The sequence below is a fragment of the Paraburkholderia sp. CNPSo 3281 genome (assembly GCF_024206515.1).
Classification (GTDB): domain Bacteria; phylum Pseudomonadota; class Gammaproteobacteria; order Burkholderiales; family Burkholderiaceae; genus Paraburkholderia; species Paraburkholderia nodosa.
The window spans coordinates 1-24,539 of sequence record NZ_JAMBPS010000001.1 but is presented as its reverse complement, the minus strand read 5'-3'; the positions used below and the strand labels follow the sequence as shown (position 1 = coordinate 24,539).

The following is a 24,539-nucleotide window of genomic DNA, read 5'->3' as shown; positions in this document are numbered from 1 at the left end:
CACGGCAGCGCAAATCGATTAATTTCTCAAAGGGAGTAATGATGCAAAAACGATTCAAGCAGGTGATGTTGCTGGCCGCTCTCGTGCCGACGTTTGCCATGGCGCAGGCGCTCCAGAACCAGGCGCCCGCCCAGGCACCGGCAGCGGCTGCAGCACCCGTCGATCCGGCCAAGCAAGCCGCGATCAAGGACCTGCTCGACGCGATCGACGCACAGAAGCTCGTCGGCGCAATCGGCAACAGCGCCCAGATGCAAGCCAAGCAGCTCGTCCCGGCCATCCTGTCGGACGCGCTCTCGGAAAACAAGACGATGACGGACAAGCAGAAGCAAGCTGCCGTTCCGTCGCTGCAAAAGAATGCCGTGCCGAAGCTGGTTGACTCGGCAGGCCAGGTCTTCGCGACCGACTCGTTCAAGACGGACGCCATGCAAGCTCAGTACGACGCGTATGCCAAGTACTACAGCACGCAGGAAATCAAGGACCTGACCACGTTCTACCGCAGCCCGACCGGCCGCAAGTTCATTCAGGTGCAAGACCAGGTTGGCCGCGACGTCGTGAACAGCCTGATGCAGAAGTACATGCCGCAGTCGATCAAGGCAACGCGCGACCAGGCCGACAAGGAAGTCGCTTCGGTCAAGGTCGGCAAGTAACTCCGGCGTCAGCCCTCGGCACCGCAACCATGATGTACCCTGGTGGGGCGGGATCGGCCGCATAGACCGGGAGCCCACCGCCGCGCCGTGCGTGGCGGGTTCCCGGCGACAATGCGATAATGGTCGTTTGCGCGATAAGCGCAAGCGGCCATTTTCTTTTTCTGGCGTGTTTCCGGCGGTTTTTGCCACAGCGCCTGCCTCGGGGATCCTTTTTACGATGCGCGTCTACAACTTCTCGGCCGGACCGGCAGCATTGCCAGAAGAGGTCCTGCGTCAGGCCGCTGACGAAATGCTCGACTGGCACGGCAGCGGCATGGGCGTGATGGAAATGAGCCATCGCGGCCCGGAGTTCATGCAGATCCACGCCGAGGCGCTGCTCGATCTGCGCGAACTGATGCAGGTGCCCGCCAGTCACCAGATTCTGTTTCTGCAGGGCGGCGGCATCGGCGAAAACGCGATCGTACCGCTGAACCTGTTTGGCTCGAAGCCGCGCGCCGACTTTGTCGTCACCGGCTCGTGGTCGCAGAAGTCGCAAAAGGAAGCGCTCAAGTACGGCGCAGCGCATATCGCCGCTACGGGCCGAACCGAGGCCGGCTTCACGCATTCGCCGCCGAAGAGCGAGTGGCAGCTCTCCGACGACCCCGCTTATGTGCACCTGTGCACGAACGAGACGATCGACGGCGTCGAGACCTTCGAGATTCCCGACCTCGGCGACATTCCGCTCGTGGCCGACGCCTCGTCGCACATCCTGTCGCGCCCGATGGACATCGCCAAGTACGGCGTGCTCTACGGCGGCGCGCAGAAGAACATCGGCATGGCGGGCGTGACAGTGGTGATCGTGCGCGAGGACCTGCTCGACCGCTCGATGCCGATCTGTCCATCGGCGTTCGAATGGAAGACTGTGGCCGCGAACAACTCGATGTTCAACACGCCGCCCACCTACGCGATCTATATCGCCGGGCTCGTGTTCAAGTGGTTGAAGCGCCAGGGCGGTCTCGAAGTCATCGAGACGCGCAATGTGGAAAAAGCGCAGCTGCTCTACGACACGATCGACGCGAGCAGCTTCTATATCAACAAGGTGGAGCGCCGCGCGCGCTCGCGGATGAACGTGCCGTTCTTCCTCGCCGACGAAACACGTAACGCAGATTTCCTCGCCGGCGCCAAAGAGCGCGGGCTGTTGCAGCTGAAGGGCCACAAGTCCGTCGGCGGCATGCGGGCATCGATTTACAACGCGGTGCCGCTCGACGCAGTGAAGGCGCTGGTCGAGTACATGAAGGAATTCGAGGCGAAGCACGCGTAAGCGCTCCTCGCTCACCTGGCGAAGCGGCGCCGCGCGCATCCTTTCAGATTGCCGGTTTCACGCATGGACGACGAACTCAACTCCCAACTCAAGCCGCTGCGCGAACGCATCGATGCGATCGACGCGCAGCTCATCGCGCTCCTGAACCAGCGCGCCTCGGTCGCGCTCGAAGTAGGCGAGGTCAAGAAGCATTTCAACGCGCCGGTGTTTCGCCCGGAGCGCGAGCTTCAGGTGATAGAGCGCCTGCAGAACATGAGCGACGGCCCGCTCGGCAACGATCACATCAGCGCGATCTGGCGCGAGATCATGGCCGCGAGCCGCTCGCTCGAAAAGACGATTTCGGCTGCGTTCCTCGGCCCGGTCGGCACCTATAGCGAACAGGCGATGTACCAGTACTTCGGTCAGTCGATCGAAGGCCTGCCGTGCCCGTCGATCGACGAGGTGTTCCGATCGGTCGAGGCGGGCGCCGCCGAGTTCGGCGTCGTGCCGGTCGAGAACTCGACCGAGGGCGCCGTTTCTCGCACCCTCGACCTGTTCCTCGAAACGCAGCTCGTGATTGGCGGCGAAATCGCGTTGCCGATTCAGCACAATCTGATGACGCAAAGCGGCAACCTGAGTGGCGTGAAGCGCGTATGCGCCCATCCGCAGGCGCTTGCACAGTGCCAGCACTGGTTGACGGCGAACGCGCCGCAGCTCGAGCGTCTGCCCGTGTCGAGCAATGCGGAGGCCGCTCGTCTTGCCGCCGCCGACCCGACGGTCGCTGCGATTGCGGGCGATCGCGCCGCTACGCACTACGGGCTCCTGATCGCGAACGCGCTGATCCAGGACGACCCGCACAACCGCACGCGCTTCGTCATGATCGGCAAGCAGCCGGCGGGCGCGACGGGTCGCGACCAGACCTCGATGATCGTGTCGGTGAAGAACGAGCCGGGCGCGGTATACAAGCTGCTCGAGCCGCTCGCGCGCCACAGCGTGTCGATGACGCGTTTCGAGTCACGGCCGGCGCGCGTTGGCAGCACGTGGGAGTACTACTTCTACATCGACTTCGAAGGTCACCGCGACGAACCCGCCGTGGCCGCCGCGCTCGACGAACTCAGCAAGAAAGCCGCGTATCTGAAGATCCTCGGCTCGTATCCGCGCGCACGCTGACGCGCGGAAGGCGCGGGCGGCCCGCCGCCAACCGCCCGCCGCATGAGGATGCCGGGCGGCGCGCCTTTCCCGATCCGCCCGGTAGAGACCGTTGTACGCCCGGCGCCTTGAGCCCTGGAGAGACGCATGACCACGCAATTCGGCCCCTCGTATGTGCGCGCAATCGCGCCTTACATCGCCGGCAAACCGATTTCCGAAGTCGCCCGCGAGTTCGGGCTCGACGAAGCGCGCATCGTGAAGCTCGCGTCGAATGAGAATCCGCTCGGTATGCCCGAATCGGCGCAACGCGCGATCGTGCAGGCCGCGAGCGAACTGGGCCGCTATCCCGATTCGAACGCGTTCGAGTTGAAGGCCGCGCTGGCCGCGCGCTACGACGTGCCGCCCGAGTGGATCACGCTCGGCAACGGCAGCAACGACATTCTCGAAATGGCCGCGCATGCGTTCGTCGAGCGCGGGCAGTCGATCGTCTATTCGCAGTACTCGTTCGCCGTCTACGCACTCGCGACCCAGGGCCTCGGCGCGCGCCATATCGTGACGCCGGCCGTGCGCTACGGCCACGATCTCGACGCGATGCTGGCGGCGATCGACGAAGACACGCGTCTCGTGTTCGTGGCGAACCCGAACAACCCGACCGGCACGTTCGTCGACGGCGCGCAGCTCGAGGCGTTCATCGCGAAGGTGCCCGCGCATGTCGCGGTCGTGCTCGACGAGGCATACACGGAATACCTCGCGGCCGGGAAGCGCTATGACTCGATCGCGTGGGTGCGCCGCTATCCGAACCTGCTCGTTTCCCGCACGTTCTCGAAGGCCTACGGACTCGCCGGCCTGCGCATTGGCTTTGCGATTGCGCAGCCGGAACTGACCGATCTGCTCAACCGTCTGCGCCAGCCGTTCAACGTCAACACGCTCGCGCAGGCAGCCGCCATCGCCGCGCTCGGCGACGCGCCGTTCCTCGAGCGCAGCGCGGCGCTCAACGCCGAAGGCTATCGCACGCTCACCGCGGCGTTCGAGCGCCTCGGCCTCGAATATGTGCCTTCGGACGGCAATTTCGTGCTGGTGCGCGTGGCGAAGGACGCAGCGGACGACGGCGCCGGCGAGCGCGTCAATCTCGCGCTGCTCAAGCAGGCCGTGATCGTGCGTCCGGTGGGCAACTATGGCCTGCCGCAGTGGCTGCGTGTGACGATCGGCTTGCCCGAGGAGAACGCGGTATTCGTCGCGGCCCTCGAGCGAGCGCTTGGCGCGCCGTGAGCGCGCAACCCTTACTTTATTCGGTGACGTTGTGAGTGCGTTTTCGTTTAACAAACTGGTGATTTTCGGCGTGGGCCTGATCGGCGGGTCGCTGGCGCGCGCGTTGCGCGAGCGCGGTTCGCATGGTGGAAAAGGCGCGCAGGTGATCGGCGTGGGCCGCAGCGCGCAGTCGGTATCGCGCGCGCTCGAACTGGGCGTAATCGACGGCGCCGCGACGCTCGACGACGAAGCGGCGCTCGCCGCCGCGCTGGACGGCGCCGATATCGTGCTGATCGCCGCTCCCGTTGCGCAAACCCAGGCGCTACTCGAGCGCATCGCACCGCACCTGGGGCAAGAAACCATCGTTACCGACGCCGGCAGCACCAAGAGCGACGTGATCGCTGCGGCCCGTGCCGCGCTCGGCGCACGCGTCGCTCAGTTCGTGCCGGGGCATCCCATCGCCGGGCGCGAGTCGAGCGGCGTCGACGCTGCGTTGCCCGATCTCTACGTGGGCCGCAACGTCGTGCTGTGCCCGCTCGCGGAAAACGCGCCGGCATCGGTCGAGCGCATTGCCGCGATGTGGCGCGCCACGGGCGCCGTGATCGGCGAGATGCCGGCCGCGCAGCACGATCGCGTGTTCGCTTCGGTGAGTCATCTGCCGCATGTGTTGTCGTTTGCGCTCGTCGACCAGATTCTCGCGTCGCCCGACGCCCAGCTGAAATTCTCGTTCGCAGCGGGCGGCTTCCGCGACTTCACGCGTATTGCCGCGTCGAGCCCCGAAATGTGGCGCGACGTCTGCCTCGCGAACCGCGCCGCGTTGCTCGCCGAACTCGACGGCTACACTGACGTGCTGGCGAGGCTGCGCGCGGCCATCGACGCCGGCGACGGCGCAGCGCTCGAAACCGTGTTCGCGCGTTCGCGCGCGGCGCGCGAGGCGTGGCAGGAGCGCGGCGGCAAGGGCGCGGCGGCGGCCAACGATATGACACCAGGCAAATAAGCAAGCAGGACTCAGCCCGACGGCGCGAGCGCCGCAACACCAGGCATTCTCAGGACACACTCATGGAACACCTCGATCTCGGACCGTTCACCCGTGCGTCCGGCACGATCCGTCTGCCCGGCTCGAAAAGCATCTCGAACCGCGTGCTGCTGCTCGCGGCGCTGGCCGAGGGCGAAACGACCATCACGAACCTGCTCGACTCCGACGACACGCGCGTGATGCTCGACGCGCTTGAAAAGCTCGGCGTGAAGGTGAAACGCGAGGACGACACCTGCGTCGTGCAGGGCACGCGCGGCGCGTTCCAGGCGGTGCGCGCGGATCTCTTTCTCGGCAACGCAGGCACGGCGGTGCGTCCGCTCACGGCCGCGCTCGCGGTGAACGGCGGCGACTACCGCATTCACGGCGTGCCGCGCATGCACGAGCGGCCTATCGGCGACCTCGTCGACGGCCTGCGCCAGATCGGCGCGAAGATCGACTACGAAGAAAACGAAGGCTATCCGCCGCTGCGCATCCGCCCGGCGCCGATTTCGGTCGAGGCGCCCATCCGCGTGCGCGGCGACGTGTCGAGCCAGTTCCTCACGGCGCTTCTCATGACGCTGCCGCTCGTGCGCGCCAAGGACGGCGTGACGATCGTCGAGGTCGACGGCGAACTGATCTCCAAGCCCTACATCGAAATCACGATCAAGCTGATGGAGCGCTTCGGCGTGACGGTCGAGCGCCACGGCTGGCATCGCTTCGAGGTCCCGGCAGGCGTGCGCTACCAGTCGCCGGGCAAGATCATGGTGGAAGGCGATGCGTCTTCGGCGTCGTACTTCCTCGCCGCCGGCGCGATTGGCGGTGGCCCTCTGCGCGTGGAAGGCGTGGGACGCTCGAGCATCCAGGGCGACGTTGCGTTCGCCGCGGCGCTCATGCGCATGGGCGCGAACGTCACGGTCGCCGACGACTGGATCGAGGTGCGCGGGATCGGCAACGATCACGGCAAGCTCGACCCCATCGACATGGACTTCAACCTGATCCCCGACGCGGCCATGACGATCGCCGTGGCGGCGTTGTTCGCCGATGGCGCCACCACGCTGCGCAACATCGCGAGCTGGCGCGTGAAGGAAACCGACCGCATCGCCGCGATGGCCACGGAGCTGCGCAAGGTGGGCGCGAACGTGGAAGAGGGCCCCGATTACCTGATCGTGCGTCCGCCCGAGAAACTCACGCCGAACGCTGCGATCGACACCTACGACGATCACCGCATGGCGATGTGCTTCTCGCTCGTGAGCCTCGGCGGTGTGCCGGTGCGCATCAACGACCCGAAGTGCGTGGGCAAGACGTTCCCCGATTACTTCGAGCGCTTCCTGGCGCTCGCGCAACCTTGATTCAATGAAGCCGAGTACCTTTGCCGCATGAAATCGACCCGTCCCTTTTATCCGACGCCCGTCATCACGATCGACGGCCCGACTGCTTCCGGCAAGGGCACGGTGGCCGCGCTAGTCGCCGCGCAGCTCGGCTTTCACCTGCTCGACAGTGGCGCGCTGTACCGCCTGGCGGCGCTCGCGAGCATGCGCTACGCGATTGCGGCCGACGACGCCGAGAACCTTGCGAAGCTGATCGACGATCTCCATATCACGTTCCGCGAGGGGCTTGCGCAGCTCGATGGCGTTGACGTTTCGAACGAAATCCGTGCCGAGGAAGTGGGCAACCGCGCCTCGATGATCGCTGCGCATCCGGCCGTGCGCACCGCGCTCGTGGCGCGCCAGCGGGCGTTTCGCAAGCTTCCCGGGCTCGTCGCGGATGGCCGCGACATGGGCACCGTGATCTTCCCGGACGCCGTTCTGAAGGTGTTTTTAACGGCCAGCGTGGAGGCCCGTGCGGCCCGCCGGCATAAGCAATTGATCCAAAAAGGTTTTTCTGCTAATATGGATGACTTGCTTCGGGATTTGCGTGGACGCGACGCGCGCGACAGTAACCGCGCGGCCGCACCGCTCAAGCCTGCAGCAGATGCGCAGCTTCTCGATACTTCGGCGCTCTCCGTCGACCAGGCGGTCGAACAGGTGGTGCAGTGGTATCAGGAGTCTAGCCAACTGCGGCCCGTACGGTAATCCGCGAACGGGGCAAAGCGCAGTAAAGAAAGCAGTAAGCAGTACGAGTAGGTGCCCTGGAAAGCAACAGGGCGTGTGTTAAACCCTTTAACCCCGTATGGCTTTTGCATCTGCGCCGCGAGCATCGTGTTCCGGCCTCAACGCCCGGCAGTCAAGACCGACTGGCGAGGTAGCGAAAACCATGCAAATCCAGATTTTTATGTCCGACCTGCAAACCTCCACCCCGAATACCGAATCTTTCGCGGCTCTGTTCGAAGAGTCGCTGACCCGCCAGGACATGCGCGCCGGCGAAGTGATTTCCGCCGAAGTCGTGCGCGTCGACCACAACTTCGTGGTCGTCAATGCTGGTCTCAAGTCCGAAGCCTATATTCCGCTCGAAGAATTCCTGAACGACGCGGGTGAAGTGGAAGTGCAGGCGGGTGATTTCGTTTCCGTCGCGATCGACGCGCTGGAAAATGGCTACGGCGACACCATCCTGTCGCGCGACAAGGCGAAGCGTCTCGCTTCGTGGCTGTCGCTGGAAAAGGCTCTCGACAACAACGAACTCGTGACCGGCACGATCACGGGCAAGGTCAAGGGCGGCATGACCGTCATGGTCAACGGCATCCGCGCGTTCCTGCCGGGTTCGCTCGTCGACACGCGTCCGGTCAAGGACACGACGCCGTACGAAGGCAAGACCCTCGAATTCCGCGTCATCAAGCTCGACCGCAAGCGTAACAACGTCGTGCTGTCGCGCCGCGCAGTGATCGAAGCCACGCAAGGCGAAGAGCGCGCAAAGCTGCTCGAAACGCTGAAGGAAGGCGCGATCGTCAACGGCGTGGTCAAGAACATCACCGACTACGGCGCGTTCGTGGACCTCGGCGGCATCGACGGCCTGCTGCACATCACCGACATCGCATGGCGTCGCGTGCGTCACCCGAGCGAAGTTCTCTCGGTTGGCCAGGAAGTCACCGCGAAGATCCTCAAGTTCGACCAGGAAAAGAACCGCGTTTCGCTCGGTATCAAGCAACTGGGCGACGATCCGTGGGAAGGCATCTCGCGCCGTTACCCGTCGGGCACGCGCCTGTTCGGCAAGGTCACGAACATCACCGACTACGGCGCGTTCGTCGAAGTCGAATCGGGTATCGAAGGCCTGGTTCACGTGTCGGAAATGGACTGGACCAACAAGAACGTTGCTCCGTCGAAAGTTGTCCAGCTGGGCGACGAAGTCGAAGTCATGGTCCTCGAGATCGACGAAGACCGCCGCCGCATCTCGCTCGGCATGAAGCAGTGCAAGCCGAATCCGTGGGATGACTTCAGCCGCAACTTCAAGAAGGGCGACAAGCTGCAAGGCGCGATCAAGTCGATCACCGACTTCGGCGTCTTCATCGGCCTGCCTGGCGGCATCGACGGTCTGGTTCACCTTTCGGACCTGTCGTGGTCGGAAACCGGCGAAGAAGCTGTTCGCAAGTACAAGAAGGGCGACGAAGTCGAAGCCGTGGTTCTGGGCATCGACGTCGAGAAGGAACGCATTTCGCTCGGCATCAAGCAGCTCGAAGGCGACCCGTTCAGCAACTTCGTTGCGATGAACGACAAGGGTTCGATCGTCGACGGCGTGGTCAAGTCGATTGACGCCAAGGGCGCAGTCGTGACGCTGAACGCCGACGTCGAAGGCTACCTGCGTGCTTCGGAAATCGCACAAGATCGCGTGGAAGATGCTCGCAACGTGCTGAAGGAAGGCGACAAGGTCAACGCGATGATTATCAACATCGATCGCAAGTCGCGTGGCATCAACCTGTCGATCAAGGCGAAGGACTCGGCTGAAACGCAGGAAGCAATGCGCAGCATGTCGTCGGATACGGGTTCGGCTGCCACCGGCACGACCAACCTCGGCGCGCTGCTGAAGGCCAAGCTCGACGGCCAGAACCAGTAAGCCTCAAACGGGGGCAAGCTGAAGTATGACCAAATCTGAATTGGTCGCGCAGCTGGCTACGCGATTTCCGCAACTTGTTCTCAAGGACGCGGATTTCGCGGTCAAGACGATGCTCGATGCGATGTCCGAGGCGCTTGCCAAGGGCCATCGCATCGAAATTCGTGGCTTTGGCAGCTTCGGCCTGAATCGTCGGCCGTCGCGCGTCGGTCGCAATCCCAAGTCGGGTGAAAAGGTGCTGGTGCCTGAGAAGTTCGTGCCGCACTTCAAGCCGGGCAAGGAACTGCGCGAGCGCGTGGACCGTAATTCGGGCGAGCCGCTGAAGGCGGACGAGCCGGACGACGACCTCCTGTAAGCGTTGGATCGTTTTCGATCAGGCGATTGCGGTCGTCGGCGGTCAATGCCAGATGGCCAGAATGCATGGACCGGTAAAGAGCGCTGGGGTGAACCAACCCCGGCGCTTTTTTTCGCCTGCGCCTTTCGACACTGTTTGCGCGGGCGGCCTCGTTTGATCTGGCGCTGCGCTCGCTCATACGTGTCGGCCCGCGAGCCGTTCAATTACAATACGGGACACTTCGGCGCGGCTTGTGCTGCGGCGCAGCATGTCCGCCACGCCGGCGCCTTTCTCAACTGCCAAGAGAATCCTTCAATGAGATTGATCGCCTGGGTGATCCGTGTGCTGGTGTTCGTACTGCTGCTCGTACTCGCGCTCGCCAACACGCAAACCGCGACGCTGAACTTTCTGGCCGGATATTCGTGGCAGGCCCCGCTGATCCTGATCGGCCTCGCATTTTTTGTCGTGGGGCTGCTGGCGGGCCTGCTCTCCGCGCTGCCCGGCGTGTTCCGGCTGCGCATGGAAAACGGCCGTCTCAAACGCGACTTGCGTGTGGCGCGTGAAACGCCCACGCCGAGCGTCGAGCCGCCGCTGCCGCCGCTCATCTGATTTGTATTGCCGTGCCGCGCGCCTGAACGCGTGCGGCTGATTTTCCGCTCATACCATCGCTCGCATGGATCTCGATTTTTGGTGGCTCCTTGTCATTCCCGTGGCTTTCGCGCTCGGCTGGATGGCCTCGCGCTACGACCTGAAGGCACTGCTTTCCGAAAGCGCCAACCTGCCACGCTCGTATTTTCGCGGCCTGAATTTCCTGCTCAACGAGCAGCCGGACAAGGCCATCGACGCGTTCATCGAGGTCGCCAAGCTCGACCCCGAAACCGTCGAACTGCACTTCGCGCTCGGCAATCTGTTTCGCCGCCGCGGCGAAACCGACCGCGCGATCCGCGTGCACCAGAATCTGCTGTCGCGTTCCGACCTGCCCGTGAACGAGCGCGACCACGCGCTGTATGAACTCGGCCAGGATTTTCTGAAGGCCGGCATGCTCGACCGCGCCGAGGAAACCTTCGGCAAGCTCAAGTCGGGCGACTTCGCGCTCGGCGCACAGCGCGCGCTGCTCGCGATCTACGAGATCGAGAAGGACTGGAACCGCTGCATCGACACCGCACGTCATCTCGAAACGATGGGCGCGGCGTCGCTCGACCTCGAGATCGCGCAGTTCCATTGCGAACTCGCGCAGGAAGCGCTCCAGCAGAAGAAGCCCGACGAAGCGCGCCGTCAACTGGCGCTCGCGCTCAAGGCCAACTCGCAGAACGTGCGCGCGACGATCCTCGCGGGCGACGTCGATGCGGCCAGCGACGATTGCGAGACGGCGCTCGGCCACTGGCGCGAAGTCGAGGCGCAAAATCCCGCGTATCTGCCGCTCGTCGCCGAAAAGGTCATGAAGGCCTACGAGACGCTCGGCCGCGCCGAAGAGGGCGCGCAATTGCTCACGACGTGGGTCGACGCGTATCCGTCAAACGATCTGCTCGACGTCGCCTATAAATATGTCGCCGCGCTGCGCGGCCCCGATGCGGCGCATGCGCTCGCGCGTACGCAGATGCAGAAGTCGCCGAACCTCGCCGGTATGGCGCGCCTGCTCGAAGCCCAGCAGGCCACGGCCGAAGAGCCGCGCCGCGGCGAGCTCGAGCTGATGCGCAAGCTGCTCCAGCAGCGCACCAAGAATCTGCCTCGCTACACCTGCCAGAACTGCGGCTTCCGGGCGCGCCTGTTCTACTGGCAGTGTCCGGGCTGCAGCGGCTGGGAAACCTATGCGCCGCGCCGCGTCGAGCCGGTTCCCGCGTCGAGCTGAGCCTTAAGGGCGCGCGCGCCCAGCCGGCACCTGGCCGGCCGCGCCTAGCCGGCCGCGCCCACAGTCATTCCAACATCCGCATCTGTCACCGGAGCGCCTATGAAGATCACCATTGTCGGTACCGGCTACGTCGGCCTCGTCACCGGTGCGTGTCTTGCCGAGATCGGCCACGACGTGTTTTGCCTCGATGTCGATCCGCGCAAGATCGATATCCTGAATGGCGGCGGCGTCCCGATCCACGAGCCGGGCCTGCTCGAACTCATCGCGCGCAACCGCGCGGCCGGGCGCATTACCTTTTCCACCGACATCGCGGCGAGCGTCGAGCACGGCGAAGTGCAGTTCATCGCCGTGGGCACGCCGCCTGACGAAGACGGCTCGGCCGATCTTCAATATGTGCTCGAGGCGGCGCGCAGCATCGGCCGCCACATGAACGGCTTCAAGGTGGTCGTCGACAAGTCGACGGTGCCGGTCGGCACGGCGCAGCGCGTGCACGGCGTGCTGGCCGAGGAGCTGGCGAAACGCGGCCTCGCGCATAGCGTGGATCACCGCTTCTCGGTCGTGTCGAACCCCGAGTTCCTCAAAGAGGGCGCGGCCGTGGACGACTTCATGCGCCCGGACCGCATCATCATCGGCCTCGACGAGGACGAGAACGGCACCGCCGCGCGCGAGAAGATGAAGCGTCTCTACGCGCCGTTCAACCGCAATCACGAACGCACGATCTACATGGACGTGCGCTCCGCCGAATTCACGAAGTACGCGGCCAACGCCATGCTCGCCACGCGCATCTCGTTCATGAACGAAATGGCGAATCTCGCCGACCGCGTGGGCGCCGACATAGAGTCGGTGCGCCGCGGCATCGGCTCCGATCCGCGCATCGGCTATCACTTTCTCTATGCGGGCTGCGGCTATGGCGGCTCATGCTTCCCGAAGGACGTGCAGGCGCTGATCCGCACGGCCGCGGAGTCGGGCCAGAACCTGCGCGTGCTCGAAGCGGTCGAGGAGGTCAATCACGGCCAGAAGGAAGTGCTCGTGAAGAAGATCGCCAGGGTGTGCGGCGATGACCTTACCGGCAAGCACTTTGCCGTGTGGGGCCTCGCGTTCAAGCCGAACACCGACGACATGCGCGAAGCGCCGAGCCGCCGCCTGATCGCCGACCTGCTCTCGCGCGGCGCCACGGTGGCGGCGTGGGACCCGGTCGCGGCCGAGGAGGCGCAGCGCGTGTTCGCGCTCGATCTGGCGCACGCGCCGGAGCAGCACGCGCGCCTGACGTTCGCGTCGAGCCAGGACGACGCGCTCACGGGCGCGGACGCGCTCGTGATCGTCACCGAGTGGACCGCCTTCAAGGCGCCCGATTTCGCGCATTTGAAGAAGGTGCTCAAGGCACCGCGTATCTTTGACGGACGCAACCTCTACGAGCCCGACACCATGGCGGAGCTCGGCATTGACTATCACTCGATTGGGCGGCCTCATGTCAATCTCGCAAACTCCGCAGCCTGAAGCCACGCCTGTCGCCGCGCTTGCCACCGCTATCGCGCCCGAAGTGCGCGTCGTGCCGCGCGAAAAGCTCGCTACCTCGCGCGTGCTGGTGGTGGGCGACGTCATGCTCGACCGCTACTGGTTCGGCGACGTCAACCGCATCTCGCCGGAAGCGCCGGTGCCGGTCGTGCATGTGCAGCGCAAGGAAGACCGCCTGGGCGGTGCCGCGAACGTCGCGCGCAACGCGGCGGCGCTCGGTGCCCATGCGGGCCTCCTGTGCGTGGTGGGCCACGACGAACCCGGCGAGCGCATCGTCGAGCTGCTCGACGAAAGCAACGTGAACGCGTATCTCGAGCGCGATCCCGCATTGCCGACCACCATCAAGCTGCGCGTGCTGTCGCGCCAGCAACAGCTTTTGCGCGTGGACTTCGAAAATACGCCCGCGCACGAGATCCTGCTTGCCAGCCTCGCGCGTTTCGACGCGCTGCTGCCGACGCACGACGTGATTCTGCTCTCCGACTACGCCAAGGGCGGCCTCACGCACGTTACGCAGATGATCGCGAAGGCGCGCGCCGCGGGCAAGGCGGTGCTCGTCGATCCCAAGGGCGACGACTGGGAGCGCTATCGCGGCGCGAGCCTCATCACGCCGAACCGCGCGGAGCTGCGCGAAGTGGTGGGCACGTGGAAGTCCGAGGAGGACCTGCACGCGCGCGTGACGAAGCTGCGCCGCGAACTGCAGTTCGACGCACTGCTGCTCACGCGCTCGGAAGAGGGTATGACGCTCTTTTCCGATGACGGCGCGCTGCACGCGGCGGCCGACGCGCGCGAAGTGTATGATGTCTCGGGCGCCGGCGACACGGTGATCGCGACCGTCGCGGTCATGCTGGGCGCGGGCTTGCCGCTCGTCGAGGGTGTCGCGCTCGCGAATCGCGCGGCCGGCATCGTGGTCGGCAAGCTCGGTACGGCCACCGTCGACTACGACGAACTCTTTCAATAACGTTGCGCACGCGAGCGCGCGGCGCTCGCACCCCGGCCGGAATTTCCGGAGCGTTTTTCCGGCGGGGCATCAACCTCGCGTGAACCTCGTCACCGCAGACCTATCATGACCCTCATCGTCACCGGCGCGGCCGGCTTCATCGGCAGCAACCTCGTCAAGGCGCTGAACGAACGCGGCGAAGACCGCATCATCGCCGTCGACAATCTCACCCGCGCGGACAAGTTCAGGAATCTCGTCGATTGCGAGATCGACGACTACATCGACAAGACCGAGTTCGTGGAGCGCTTCGCGCGCGGCGACTTCGGCGATGTGCGTGCGGTGTTCCACGAAGGCGCCTGTTCGGACACGATGGAAACCGACGGCCGCTACATGATGGACAACAACTTCCGCTATAGCCGCGCCGTGCTCGACGCGTGTCTCGCACAGCGCGTGCAGTTTCTGTATGCGTCGTCGGCGGCGATCTATGGCGGCTCGACGCGCTTCGTCGAAGAGCGCGACGTGGAAGCGCCGCTCAATGTGTACGGCTATTCGAAGTTCCTGTTCGACCAGGTGATCCGCCGCGTGCTGCCCACTGCGCAAAGCCAGATTGCGGGCTTTCGCTACTTCAACGTGTATGGCCCGCGCGAGACGCACAAGGCGCGCATGGCTTCGGTCGCGTTCCACAACTTCAACCAGTTCCGCGCCGAAGGCCGCGTGAAGCTGTTCGGCGAATACAACGGTTATGCGCCGGGCGAGCAGACGCGCGACTTCGTCTCCGTCGAGGACGTGGTGAAGGTCAACCTGTTCTTCTTCGATCATCCGGAGAAGACGGGCATCTTCAATCTGGGCAGCGGTCGCGCCCAGCCGTTCAACGATATCGCCACGACCGTGGTGAACACGCTGCGTGCGATGGATGGCAAGCCCGCGCTCTCGCTCGCGGAGCAGGTCAAGGAAGGGCTGATCGAGTACATCCCGTTCCCCGACGCACTGCGCGGCAAGTATCAGTGCTTCACGCAAGCCGACCAGTCGAAGCTGCGCGCAGCGGGTTACGACGCGCCGTTCCTGACGGTGCAGGAAGGGGTGGATCGTTACGTCCGTTGGCTTTCTGGCCAGGTGTAACGCGAAGCCCTGACTTCATAAACTGGATTCTCCTCGCCGGCGATGGTCGCCGGCGTTTTCAGGGAGATCCAGCATGTTCCGAAAAGTCCTTGCGGCGGCCGCGCTTCTGGCCGTATTCAGCCACGCCTTCGCGGCCGTGGACGTCAACACCGCCAACGAAGACGCGCTTCGCGGCATCAAGGGCGTTGGGCCCGCGCGCGCCAAGGCCATTCTCGACGAGCGCAGCGCGCACGGCCCGTACAAGGATGCCAGTGATCTCGGCAAGCGCGTGAAGGGCATGGGCGGCCATACCGTCGAACGTTTGCAGGCCGAAGGATTGGCGATCGGTCCTGCGCAGCCCCAAGCGGCGCAGGCGAAGGTTGCACAGGCAACGCCCGCGAAGACGGGCGCACCGCAGCCTGCTACGGTGGCGGTCAAGAAGTAGCCGTCCGCTTGCGTTTGCGTTTTACCCCGCGCGTCGCGCTTCACCGTCGCGGGGCGCAGTCTCCTTCAGGTGTCGCTCAGGTGATGTCGACCCGCGACGTTGACCCGCGGCTCGGGCCGCGGGCTTTTTGCCGCGCGTGGAGGTTGGGTCGCCAGACTGCGTCCATACCAGCGTTATGGATCCCCTGCGGTCGCTGCCCGCGTGGTTTAGAATCGACAGATCACGTCATCGCGCCTCACCGCCATTTCCATGCCCTACAAGACTATTGAAGACACGATCGGCAATACACCGCTCGTGCAGCTCGTTCGCCTGCCGGAGGACGAAATCCGCGCCCGCAACAACGTCGTGCTGGCCAAGCTCGAAGGCAACAACCCGGCTGGGTCGGTGAAGGACCGCCCGGCGCTCTCGATGATCCGTAAAGCCGAAGAGCGCGGCCGCATCAAGCCGGGCGACACGCTCATCGAAGCGACGAGCGGCAATACGGGCATCGCGCTCGCCATGACGGCGGCTATCCGCGGCTACAAGATGGTGCTCATCATGCCGGAAGACCTCTCGGTCGAGCGTCGCCAGAGCATGGCAGCTTACGGTGCGGAAATCATGCTCACGCCGGTCAAGGGCGGCATGGAATATGCGCGCGACCTCGCCGAGCAAATGCAGCGCGACGGCAAGGGCATCATCCTCGACCAGTTCGCCAATCCCGACAATCCGCTTGCGCACTACGAGACCACCGGACCGGAAATCTGGCGCGACACCGAAGGGCGCATCACGCACTTCGTTTCGTCGATGGGCACGACCGGCACGATCATGGGCACGTCCCAGTTCCTGAAAGAAAAGAATCAGGCAATCGAGATCGTGGGCGCGCAGCCGGAAGAAGGCTCGCGCATTCCGGGCATTCGCAAGTGGCCCGAAGCGTATATGCCGAAGATTTTCGACCGCAGCCGCGTCGATCGCGTGGAGAACGTGAGCCAGGCCGCCGCTGAGAACATGGCGCGCCGTCTTGCCTCGGTCGAAGGCATTTTCGCGGGTATCTCGTCGGGCGGCGCATGTGAGGTGGCGATGCGTCTTGCACGCCAGCTCGAAAACGCGACGATCGTGTTCATCGTCTGCGATCGTGGCGACCGGTATCTCTCTACGGGTGTGTTTCCCGCCTGATTGAAGTGCGGACGCAAAAAAACGGCCTTCGGTGTTTCCAAAGGCCGTTTTGCTTTGTACCGCTGAAATCAGTCTTGCTGTGCGGGTGGCGTCGTGCCCGTACCATTCGGGGCACTGTTCATCCCGTTGCCGTTGCCATTTCCGTTGCCGCCATTGATGCCGCCGTTGCCGCCATTTCCACCATTTCCGTTCGCCGGGCCCACACCCACGCCCGGCTGCGTCGCCAGCATCTGCGCCTTCACGCGCATGCCCAGCTGATACACCGCGAGCGCGTAGAAGAAGCTGCGGTTATAGCGCGTCAGCACATAAAAGTTCTTGAGCCCGAGCTTGTACTCCGTGCCGCGGCCAGGCGAAGGCAGGTCGATCACCGTGACAGGTGTGCCAGCCTCGGCGGCGATATCCACGTCCGGCTGGTCGAGCACGAGGCCCGAGCGCAGCAACTGGCTCAGCGGCCAGCGCGGTTCGGGCTTGCCGTCGGCGCCGGCCTGGGCGATGCCGAGGCTGCCCGCATCGGTGGCGATATTCCATACCACGGGCCGCCCCGATTCCCAGCCGTTCTGCCGCAGATAGTTCGCCACGCTGCCGATCGCGTCGGCCGTGCTCGCGCGCAGGTCGATGTGATTGTTGCCTTCGTAGTCCACCGCGTACTGCACGATGCTGCTCGGCAGGAACTGCGGAATGCCGATCGCGCCCGTGTACGAGCCGAGCACCGACGACGGATCGATCTGCGCGTCGCGCGTCCACACGAGGTAGTCCTCGAGATTCTTGCGGAACGTCGCCATGCGCTCGGCGCGGTTCGGCGTGTTCGGATAATCGAAGGCGAGCGTGGTGAGCGCATCGAGTGCGCGGAAGTTGCCCATGTAGCGGCCGTAGATCGTCTCCACGCCGATGATGCCCACGATCACCTCGGGCGGCACGCCAAACTCTTCCGACGCGCGCTGCAGCGTGGCCTGGTTCGCGCGCCAGAAGCTCACGCCCGCATTGATGCGCACGGGGTCGAGGAAGCGCGCCTGATACGCGCGCCAGTTCTTCACGCCCGGAACGGGCGAGGGCGTGACAAGCTTCACCGCCGTCGCCGAATAACTCGCGCTCGCGAAAAGCGCATGCAGTGCGGTGGGGTCGAAGTCGTAGCGCGCCACCATGTCGTTGATGAAGCCGTCGACGTCCGGATTGTTCGCGTAGCGCTGCGGGACGATTTCCTCTTCGAACGTCTGGCCCTGCGTCGGCGTTTGCGGCTGCGCCTGCGCAAGCGTGAGCGGCGTCTGTCGCGATTTCGGCGCGGCAGTTTGCGCGCGCGCCGCGCCGGTGCACAACGACGCCGCGACGCAAAGCGCGAGGGCGAGGGTCGTGCGACGTGGGCGGCTGGAGGCGGACAGAGCGGTCTTGAGCGTCATGAGAGCGAGAGGGGGAGAGCGGTCCAGGAAGAACCCGGGCAGTATAACCGAGCGCCTTCTGGGAATTGGGACGCTGCGCGCCGGCGCGGCGCGTGAGCACCAGGTCGCTGTGGTAACGTGGTGTCTGTTCGCGTGCCAGCCGGCGCGCCGCCAGACAATAGACAGAAGGAGACCCGCGGCCGCGCGCGTGCGCGAAGCCCGCGGCGAGTGCGACTCATGACGACCGGTTTCTTCTCTCACCCCGATTTTCTGCTGCACGAGATGGGCGAATGGCATCCTGAATGCCCCGCGCGTCTGCAGGCCATCGAAGACCAGCTGATCGCGAGCCGCATCGACGCGCTGATCGAGCGCGACGAATCGGCGCCGCTCGCGACCGAGGCGGACCTCTTGCGCGTGCATACCCAGGCGCACATCGACTTCATCCGCAACACGGCGCCCAAGGAAGGCTACGCGAGCATCGACCCCGACACGCTGATGAATCCGCACACGTGGCAGGCGGCGCTGCGCGCGGCGGGCGCGGCGATTGCGGCCACCGACGCGGTGCTCGCCGGGCGCTACGAGAACGCGTTCTGCAGCGTGCGCCCGCCCGGCCATCACGCGGAACCCGCGCGCGCGATGGGCTTTTGCTTCTTCAACAACATCGCGATCGCGGCGCGCCATGCACTCGAAGTCCATGGCCTGGAGCGCGTCGCGATCGTCGATTTCGACGTGCACCACGGCAATGGCACTGAGGCGGCGTTCGCGGGCGACTCGCGCGTGCTGATGTGCAGTTTCTTTCAGCATCCGTTCTATCCGTATTCGGGGGCCGAGAATCCGGCGCCGAACATGGTCAATCTGCCGATCGCGGCGCGCACGAAAGGCATGGAAGTGCGTGAGGCCATCGACATCATGTGGCTGCCGCGGCTGCACGAGTTCAAGCCGGAGATGGTGTTCGTCTCGGCGGGCTTCGACGCCCATCGCGAAGACGACCTCGGCAACATGGGCCTCGTGGAAGACGACTTCGCATGGATCACGGAGCAGATTCGCGAGATCGCGGGCCGCTATGCGAATGGGCGCATCGTGAGCAGCCTCGAAGGCGGCTATAACCTCTCGGCGCTTGGCCGCAGCGTGGTGGCGCATCTGCGCGTGCTGGCGGATATCTAGGCGGCCTGCGCGGCCTTGAGCGCGGACCCGCATCGCACACATTCGAACGAAGGAGACGCGCAACGTGAGTGCCATTCCCTCTTCATCACCGTCGCTCGTCGAAGTCACACGCGACGCGTATGGCGTGCCGGGCGTCGTGTGCCTCACGCTGAACCGCCCGCATGCGTTCAACGCGCTTTCCGAAGCGCTCATCGATGCCTTGCAGGGCGAACTCGCCGCGCTGGCGCAATCCGACGCGCGCGTAGTCGTGATCGCAGCGGCGGGGCGCGCGTTCTGTGCCGGCCACGATCTTCGGGAAATGCGCGCGGCGCCGTCGCACGAGTACTACGCGAAGCTGTTCGAGCGCTGCTCGAAGATGATGCTCGCGATTCAAAAGATGCCGCAGCCCGTCATTGCGCGCGTGCAGGGCGTGGCGACGGCGGCGGGCTGCCAGCTCGTCGCGATGTGCGATCTGGCGGTGGCGGCGGACTCGGCGCGCTTTGCGGTATCGGGCATCAATCTCGGGCTCTTTTGCTCGACGCCCGCTGTGCCGCTCTCGCGCAACGTCTCGCGCAAGGCGGCCTTCGAGATGCTGATGACGGGCGAATTCATCGACGCGGAGAAGGCGTTGCGCGAAGGCCTCGTGAACCGCGTGGTACCCGCCGACGAACTCGACGCCGCCGTGACCGCACTGGCCGCGAGCATCTGCGCGAAGCCGCGCGAGGCGGTCGCGGCAGGCAAGGGGCTCTTCTACCGGCAGCTCGAAATGGGCATCGATGCCGCGTATCAACTGGCCGGGCAGACCATGGCCTGCAACATGATGACCGACCCCGCGCTCGACGGCGTGCAGGCGTTCATCGAGAAACGCAGCGCGAAGTGACGCGCGTGGCCGGTCAGACGTGCCGGTCGATCCAGTCGATCAGCGCGCCAATCACGCGCTCCCGATCGAGGTCGTTGAGCGTTTCGTGGTAGCTGCCTTCATAAAGCGTGAGCGTGCGATCGGTCGATCCCACGTTCGCGCCGAATGCGCGGCTGCCTTCGGGCTCGGTGAGCTTGTCCTCGGTGCCATGCCAGATCAGCACGGGTAGCCGCAGTTGCGCGCGTCCCGCCTCGATGCGCTTCATCGCTTCCAGCAATTGCGCTCCCGTGCGGGCGGGAATCGCGCCGTGATGCACGAGCGGATCGGCGCGATTGGCTTCGACGACGTCGCGCACGCGCGCGAGCAGCGCTGCGTCGATCTTCATGGCCGGAAAGGTCGGCCAGATCGCGCTGATCACGCGGCTCGCGGCGATTTTCCACGCGGGCACGTCGCGGCCCGGCGCGAGCGCCGCGCTCGAGAGCAGCAGGCCCGCGAGCGGCACGCGCGATTGCCGCAGGCGCTCGACGGCGTAGAGCGCAGCGATTGCGCCGCCCATGCTGTGTCCCATCAGGAAGAGCGGTATGCCCTGTGCGGCGCATTGCGCGCTCGCGTGGGCGAGGAGCGCCTCGGCGTCGTCGAGATATTCGTCGAAGTGCGCAACCCAGGTGCGGCGGCCGGGGGCATGCCCGTGACCGCGCAGATCGATTGCGTAGACATCGATGCCCGCGCCGTTCAGCCGCGCGGCAAGCGCTGCATAGCGGCCCGCGTGTTCCGCCAGGCCATGAACCAGCGCGATGGCCGCGCGCGGCGGCGCGCTCGCGCGCCAGACGTAGAGCGGCAGTTCGACGCCGTCGCGTGTAGGCAGCGTCGCTTGCCCGACGGGTTCGGCGGCTTGCGCCATGGCGATGTTCTGACTGGTCTCCATCTCGCTCCCTGTTTGGGCGATTCGTGGCAGGTCGTGGCGGTTCGTTTTCGGTATCAGTCTGTCGGCAGCAGTGTAGCGGCCGCGCGGGCGGCCACGCGCTGCCAGAACCCTCTAATGCAATCCAGTTATGAAATTATCGAAATTGATTATTAAAAGGAATTTTGCGTGCCAGGGTAAAATGGCGAGCTAAATCCAGTCCATCAAACGGCGGCTGTCTGCCGGCGCGACGCGTTTTCCGCTACCCGAAAGGGGCGGCCTGCGCGAGCGGCGCGCGGCACACCCGCCGTTTTGCTTTTTTCCATGATCGAAATTCGAAACGTGTCCCAGCGCTTCGCCGGCCCACAAGGCTGGATCGAGGCGCTGCACAACGTCAATCTGACGATTCCGCCGGGCGAAGTGTTCGGCATCATTGGGCGCAGCGGCGCAGGCAAGAGCACGCTCGTGCGCACCCTGAACCTGCTCACGCGGCCCACCGAAGGCGACATCGTCGTCAACGGGCGCACGCTCACGTCGCTCTCGTCGGCCGACCTGCGCGAAGCGCGCCGCGAGATCGGCATGATTTTTCAGCACTTCAACCTGCTGTCGTCGCGCACGGTGTTCGACAACGTCGCGCTGCCGCTCGAACTCGCCGGCGTGAAGCGCGCCGAGATCGAAGCGACGGTGCTGCCGCTGCTCGAACTCGTCGGCCTCACCGCGCAGAAAGACCGCTATCCCTCGCAGATCAGCGGCGGCCAGAAGCAGCGCGTGGGGATTGCGCGCGCGCTCGCGAGCAAGCCGAAGGTGCTGCTTTCGGATGAAGCGACCTCGGCGCTCGACCCTGAAACCACGCGCGCGATTCTCGACCTGCTGCGCAAGATCAATCGCGAACTGAACCTGACCATCGTGATGATCACGCACCAGATGGAAGTGATCAAACAGGTTTGCGACCGCGTGGCCGTGCTCGATGCGGGCCGCGTGGTGGAAAGCGGCCCCGTGATCGACGTGTTCCTGCAGCCGCGCCACGAAGTCACGCGCGCGCTGCTCGGCGACGTGATCGCCCAGGAGTTGCCGCCCGCGCTCAAGGTGCGCGTGGCCGAGCATCTCGCGAAGGGCAGCGGCCACTTGCTGCGCCTCGCGTTCAAGGGCACGGGCGTCGACCAGCCGGTTCTCTCGGAGACGATTCGCCGCTTCGAACTCGATTTCAACATCCTGCACGGCCAGATCGACGAGATCCAGGGCCAGGCGTTCGGCTCGCTCGCGGTGCTCGCGGGCGGCGATCCGGTGAAGGTGGCGCAGGCCATGGCGTGGCTGCGCGAACAAGGTGTCGTGGTGGAGGAGCTGTCCCATGTGGAATGAAATGTTCGACATGTTCGTCCAGTCGTTCTGGGAGACGCTCGTCATGGTCGGCATCTCGGGGCTCGTGGGCGCGGCCTTCGGCCTGCCGCTCGGCGTGCTGCTCTATCTCACCGACCGCAACGGCGTGCTGCAGAACATCGCCGCGAATCGCGTGATGGGCGTGATCGTCAATGCCGTGCGTTCCACGCCGTTCATCATCCTGCTCGTCGCGGTGATTCCGTTCACACGTCTCGTGGTCGGCTCGTCGATCGGCACGGCGGCCGCCATCGTGCCGCTCACCATTGCCGCTGCGCCGTTCATCGCGCGGCTCGTCGAAACGGCGCTGCGCGAAGTCGATCGCGGCCTGATCGAAGCCGCCCAGGCCATGGGTGCGAGCACGAGCCAGATCGTCTTCAAGGTGCTGCTGCCCGAGTCGCTGCCGGGCGTGGTGGCCGGGCTTACCATCACGTTCATCTCGCTCGTCGGCTATTCGGCGATGGCTGGCGCGATCGGCGGCGGCGGTCTGGGCGACCTTGGCATCCGCTACGGCTATCAGCGCTTCGAACCCGAAGTCATGCTGATCGTGGTCGTGATCCTGATCGTGTTCGTGCAACTCGTGCAGTCGTTCGGCGACTGGCTCGTGCGCCGCCTGAGCCATAAATAAGCCTTAAAACAGGCAGTTTTTCGATCAACACCACTACACAAGGCAAAGGTTGGGTATGCAACGTCGTTTCATGATCCGGCTCGTCGCGGCGCTTGGCGCGGCTTCGCTCATCGCACCGCTTGCTGCGCACGCGGACGAAACCATCAAGGTGGGCGTGACGGGCGGCCCGCACGAGCAGGTGATGGAAGTCGTGAAGAGTGTGGCCGCGAAGAACGGCCTGAACATCAAGATCATCGAGTTCTCCGACTACGTGCAGCCGAATGCAGCGCTCGCGGGAGGCGACCTCGACGCCAACAGCTACCAGCACGCGCCGTATCTCGACGCGCAGGTGAAGGATCGCGGCTACAAGCTCATCAAGATCGCGGACACGGTGACGTTCCCGATGGGCATCTACTCGAAGAAGATCAAATCGCTCGCCGAACTGAAGCCTGGCGCCCGCATCGCGGTGCCGAATGATCCGACGAATGGCGGTCGTGCCTTGCTGCTGCTGCAGAGCCAGGGGCTCATCAAGTTGCGCGCCGACGCCGGGTTGAAAGCGACGCCGCTCGACATCGTGGAAAACCCCAGGAAGCTGAAAATCGTCGAGCTCGACGCGGCGCAGATTCCGCGTTCGCTCGACGACGTGGACGCCGCGGCGATCAATACGAACTTCGCCATGCAGGCGGGCCTGAAGCCGAAACAGGACACGATCGCAATCGAAGACCCGAAGGGGCCGTACGTGAATATCCTCGCGATCCGCGAGGCCGACAGCAACAAGCCCTGGGTGGCGAAGCTGGTCGCCGCGTACCACTCGCCGGAAGTGAAGCGGTACATCGAAACGACGTTCGGCGGGGCGGTCATTACCTCCTGGTAGACAGCTCGATGCCGTGAAATTAGAGATATTTTTCGGCGCCCGGGCTTGATGCCCGGGTTTTTTCCACCGTAAAATCGCACGATCGTTCGCTACCGACGACCGGGGTGCGGCAGCGGTGGTTCGTGAAAATTGCTGGTGGCAGATCGGCCCGACAGGGCTATCGCTATAATGTCCGCCAGGTTGACGTATTCGTAACTTCGGAGCATGTGAATGAAAGTCCTTGTGCCAGTCAAACGCGTAGTCGATTACAACGTGAAGGTTCGTGTGAAGTCGGATGGCACGGGCGTCGACATCGCCAACGTGAAGATGTCGATGAACCCGTTCGACGAAATCGCCGTGGAAGAAGCGGTGCGTCTGAGGGAAGCGGGCGTGGCGACGGAAGTCATCGCGGTGTCCGCGGGCGTCACGCAAGCGCAGGAAACGCTGCGCACGGCGCTGGCCATCGGCGCGGATCGCGCGATCCTGATCGAGTCGAACGAAGACCTGCAGCCGCTGGCTGTGGCCAAGCTCCTGAAGGCGCTCGTCGACAAGGAACAGCCGCAACTGGTGATTCTCGGCAAGCAGGCCATCGACGACGATTCGAACCAGACTGGCCAGATGCTCGCCGCGCTGGCGAACCTCCCGCAGGCTACGTTTGCTTCGAAGGTCGTGGTTGCAGACGGCAAGGCTACGGTGTCGCGCGAAGTGGATGGCGGCGCGGAAACGCTGTCGCTCACGCTGCCCGCGGTCGTCACGACGGATCTGCGCCTGAACGAGCCG

24 protein-coding genes are annotated in these 24,539 nt (G+C 64.7%); 22 read left to right on the top strand and 2 right to left on the bottom strand.

Going from position 1 to position 24,539, the window contains the following annotated elements:
- The first annotated feature begins 41 nt into the window (after window positions 1-41).
- The 16 genes from M3I56_RS00120 (at window position 42) to cysM (ending at window position 16,649) form a co-directional block, all read left to right on the top strand.
- Complete coding sequence (locus M3I56_RS00120) at window positions 42-647, top strand: DUF2059 domain-containing protein (RefSeq protein WP_028208183.1); 606 nt, start codon at window positions 42-44, stop codon at window positions 645-647.
- A gap of 217 nt (window positions 648-864) precedes the next feature.
- Window positions 865-1,947, top strand: coding sequence for a 3-phosphoserine/phosphohydroxythreonine transaminase (serC, locus tag M3I56_RS00115; protein ID WP_028208182.1), 1,083 nt, complete (start codon window positions 865-867; stop codon window positions 1,945-1,947).
- A 63-nt stretch (window positions 1,948-2,010) separates the two neighbouring features.
- Window positions 2,011-3,096 (top strand): prephenate dehydratase, encoded by a 1,086-nt coding sequence (gene pheA, locus M3I56_RS00110; protein WP_028208181.1) that lies wholly within the window; start codon window positions 2,011-2,013, stop codon window positions 3,094-3,096.
- A 126-nt stretch (window positions 3,097-3,222) separates the two neighbouring features.
- Complete coding sequence (gene hisC, locus M3I56_RS00105) at window positions 3,223-4,344, top strand: histidinol-phosphate transaminase (RefSeq protein WP_254351965.1); 1,122 nt, start codon at window positions 3,223-3,225, stop codon at window positions 4,342-4,344.
- Complete coding sequence (locus M3I56_RS00100) at window positions 4,331-5,320, top strand: prephenate dehydrogenase/arogenate dehydrogenase family protein (RefSeq protein WP_254351964.1); 990 nt, start codon at window positions 4,331-4,333, stop codon at window positions 5,318-5,320. Before hisC ends, M3I56_RS00100 begins: the two co-directional genes overlap by 14 nt.
- A gap of 62 nt (window positions 5,321-5,382) precedes the next feature.
- Window positions 5,383-6,687: a 3-phosphoshikimate 1-carboxyvinyltransferase gene (aroA, locus tag M3I56_RS00095; RefSeq protein WP_028208178.1), complete on the top strand. Its 1,305-nt coding sequence runs from the start codon at window positions 5,383-5,385 to the stop codon at window positions 6,685-6,687.
- Between the two features lie 27 nt (window positions 6,688-6,714).
- A complete protein-coding gene (gene cmk, locus M3I56_RS00090; RefSeq protein ID WP_028208177.1) occupies window positions 6,715-7,410 on the top strand; it encodes a (d)CMP kinase in 696 nt (231 codons plus the stop codon).
- A gap of 181 nt (window positions 7,411-7,591) precedes the next feature.
- On the top strand, window positions 7,592-9,322 hold the full coding sequence (rpsA, locus tag M3I56_RS00085) for a 30S ribosomal protein S1 (RefSeq protein ID WP_254351963.1): 1,731 nt from the start codon (window positions 7,592-7,594) through the stop codon (window positions 9,320-9,322).
- 25 nt (window positions 9,323-9,347) lie between these two features.
- Window positions 9,348-9,674 (top strand): integration host factor subunit beta, encoded by a 327-nt coding sequence (locus tag M3I56_RS00080; protein WP_254351962.1) that lies wholly within the window; start codon window positions 9,348-9,350, stop codon window positions 9,672-9,674.
- Between the two features lie 294 nt (window positions 9,675-9,968).
- The gene (locus M3I56_RS00075) at window positions 9,969-10,262 is read left to right on the top strand and encodes a lipopolysaccharide assembly protein LapA domain-containing protein (protein WP_028208175.1); all 294 of its coding nucleotides are present in this window, start codon (window positions 9,969-9,971) and stop codon (window positions 10,260-10,262) included.
- Between the two features lie 64 nt (window positions 10,263-10,326).
- Window positions 10,327-11,502, top strand: coding sequence for a lipopolysaccharide assembly protein LapB (gene lapB / locus M3I56_RS00070; RefSeq protein ID WP_254351961.1), 1,176 nt, complete (start codon window positions 10,327-10,329; stop codon window positions 11,500-11,502).
- 99 nt (window positions 11,503-11,601) lie between these two features.
- Window positions 11,602-12,999 carry a UDP-glucose/GDP-mannose dehydrogenase family protein gene (locus M3I56_RS00065; RefSeq protein ID WP_254351960.1) on the top strand — a complete coding sequence of 466 codons (1,398 nt, stop codon included), beginning with the start codon at window positions 11,602-11,604 and terminating at the stop codon, window positions 12,997-12,999.
- On the top strand, window positions 12,971-13,975 hold the full coding sequence (gene rfaE1 / locus M3I56_RS00060) for a D-glycero-beta-D-manno-heptose-7-phosphate kinase (protein ID WP_254351959.1): 1,005 nt from the start codon (window positions 12,971-12,973) through the stop codon (window positions 13,973-13,975). The genes M3I56_RS00065 and rfaE1 overlap by 29 nt, the downstream gene beginning before the upstream one ends.
- A gap of 105 nt (window positions 13,976-14,080) precedes the next feature.
- Window positions 14,081-15,073: an ADP-glyceromanno-heptose 6-epimerase gene (gene rfaD, locus M3I56_RS00055; RefSeq protein WP_254351958.1), complete on the top strand. Its 993-nt coding sequence runs from the start codon at window positions 14,081-14,083 to the stop codon at window positions 15,071-15,073.
- Between the two features lie 73 nt (window positions 15,074-15,146).
- Window positions 15,147-15,497 (top strand): helix-hairpin-helix domain-containing protein, encoded by a 351-nt coding sequence (locus M3I56_RS00050; RefSeq protein ID WP_254333674.1) that lies wholly within the window; start codon window positions 15,147-15,149, stop codon window positions 15,495-15,497.
- 249 nt (window positions 15,498-15,746) lie between these two features.
- Window positions 15,747-16,649, top strand: coding sequence for a cysteine synthase CysM (gene cysM / locus M3I56_RS00045; RefSeq protein WP_254351957.1), 903 nt, complete (start codon window positions 15,747-15,749; stop codon window positions 16,647-16,649).
- Window positions 16,650-16,717: 68 nt separating this feature from the next.
- Here cysM and mltB read toward each other — a convergent pair whose 3' ends face one another.
- Window positions 16,718-18,043, bottom strand: a complete 1,326-nt coding sequence (mltB, locus tag M3I56_RS00040) for a lytic murein transglycosylase B (RefSeq protein ID WP_254351956.1) — start codon at window positions 18,041-18,043, stop codon at window positions 16,718-16,720.
- A gap of 216 nt (window positions 18,044-18,259) precedes the next feature.
- Between mltB and M3I56_RS00035 the strand changes: the two genes are divergently transcribed.
- Together M3I56_RS00035 and M3I56_RS00030 are read left to right on the top strand one after the other, a co-directional pair.
- Window positions 18,260-19,186 (top strand): histone deacetylase family protein, encoded by a 927-nt coding sequence (locus M3I56_RS00035; protein ID WP_254351955.1) that lies wholly within the window; start codon window positions 18,260-18,262, stop codon window positions 19,184-19,186.
- A 64-nt stretch (window positions 19,187-19,250) separates the two neighbouring features.
- Complete coding sequence (locus tag M3I56_RS00030; RefSeq protein WP_254351954.1) at window positions 19,251-20,045, top strand: enoyl-CoA hydratase; 795 nt, start codon at window positions 19,251-19,253, stop codon at window positions 20,043-20,045.
- A 13-nt stretch (window positions 20,046-20,058) separates the two neighbouring features.
- Here the strand turns inward: M3I56_RS00030 and M3I56_RS00025 are convergent, their stop codons facing one another.
- Window positions 20,059-20,949, bottom strand: a complete 891-nt coding sequence (locus tag M3I56_RS00025; protein WP_254351953.1) for an alpha/beta hydrolase — start codon at window positions 20,947-20,949, stop codon at window positions 20,059-20,061.
- 300 nt (window positions 20,950-21,249) lie between these two features.
- Between M3I56_RS00025 and M3I56_RS00020 the strand changes: the two genes are divergently transcribed.
- The 4 genes from M3I56_RS00020 to M3I56_RS00005 form a co-directional block, all read left to right on the top strand.
- Window positions 21,250-22,284 (top strand): methionine ABC transporter ATP-binding protein, encoded by a 1,035-nt coding sequence (locus M3I56_RS00020; RefSeq protein WP_028209080.1) that lies wholly within the window; start codon window positions 21,250-21,252, stop codon window positions 22,282-22,284.
- On the top strand, window positions 22,274-22,927 hold the full coding sequence (locus M3I56_RS00015) for a methionine ABC transporter permease (RefSeq protein WP_254351952.1): 654 nt from the start codon (window positions 22,274-22,276) through the stop codon (window positions 22,925-22,927). The genes M3I56_RS00020 and M3I56_RS00015 overlap by 11 nt, the downstream gene beginning before the upstream one ends.
- Before the next feature lie 55 nt (window positions 22,928-22,982).
- On the top strand, window positions 22,983-23,780 hold the full coding sequence (locus tag M3I56_RS00010) for a MetQ/NlpA family ABC transporter substrate-binding protein (RefSeq protein WP_254351951.1): 798 nt from the start codon (window positions 22,983-22,985) through the stop codon (window positions 23,778-23,780).
- Between the two features lie 210 nt (window positions 23,781-23,990).
- Window positions 23,991-24,539 (top strand): electron transfer flavoprotein subunit beta/FixA family protein (locus M3I56_RS00005; protein ID WP_254351950.1); only part of this gene is annotated, 549 nt, incomplete at its 3' end.